This window comes from Vibrio sp. 704 (genome assembly GCF_033339295.1).
In genome coordinates this window covers 1-547 of the sequence record NZ_JAWOUH010000876.1, presented here as the reverse complement: position 1 = coordinate 547, position 547 = coordinate 1, and the positions used below count along the sequence as shown (strand labels likewise).

The 547-nt window shown below is 44.2% G+C and carries 1 protein-coding gene; it reads right to left on the bottom strand.

What is annotated here, in order from left to right:
* The coding region (gene lpxC / locus R7R24_RS29645; protein WP_318120580.1) for a UDP-3-O-acyl-N-acetylglucosamine deacetylase at positions 1-547 on the bottom strand (547 nt) is incomplete at both ends.

Below are 547 nucleotides of genomic sequence, written 5' to 3'. Positions count from 1 at the left end.
TAACACCTTGTGAGTAACAAATTCATTCTCAAAGCGCAGACCTTCTTCGTTCAGAATTCGGTAATCGTCCAATACGATAGCATTGTCGAAACTACCACCCAAAACTAGGTTTTGAGATTGTAGGTACTCGATATCACGCATAAAGCCAAACGTACGTGCACGAGAAATTTCGCGAACGAAACCTTGAGATGAGAAATCAAACAGCAGGCGCTGCTCGTCTGATTCAATCGCAGGGTGGTTAAAGTCAATTTCGAAGTCCATACGGAAGCCGTTAAATGGGACAAATTCTGCCCACTTATCGCCATCTTCAAAACGAACTGGCTTTTTAATGCGGATAAAACGCTTAGGAACGTTTTGCATTTCGATACCAGCTTGCTGAAGCAGGTAAACGAACGGGCTTGCGCTACCATCCATAATTGGGATTTCAGGTGCGTCAACTTCAACAATAATGTTGTCGATGCCCATACCTGCAAGTGCAGCGTTCAAGTGTTCAACCGTTGAAATACGCACACCTTCGTCGTTCACTAACGCAGTACAAAGCATAGTG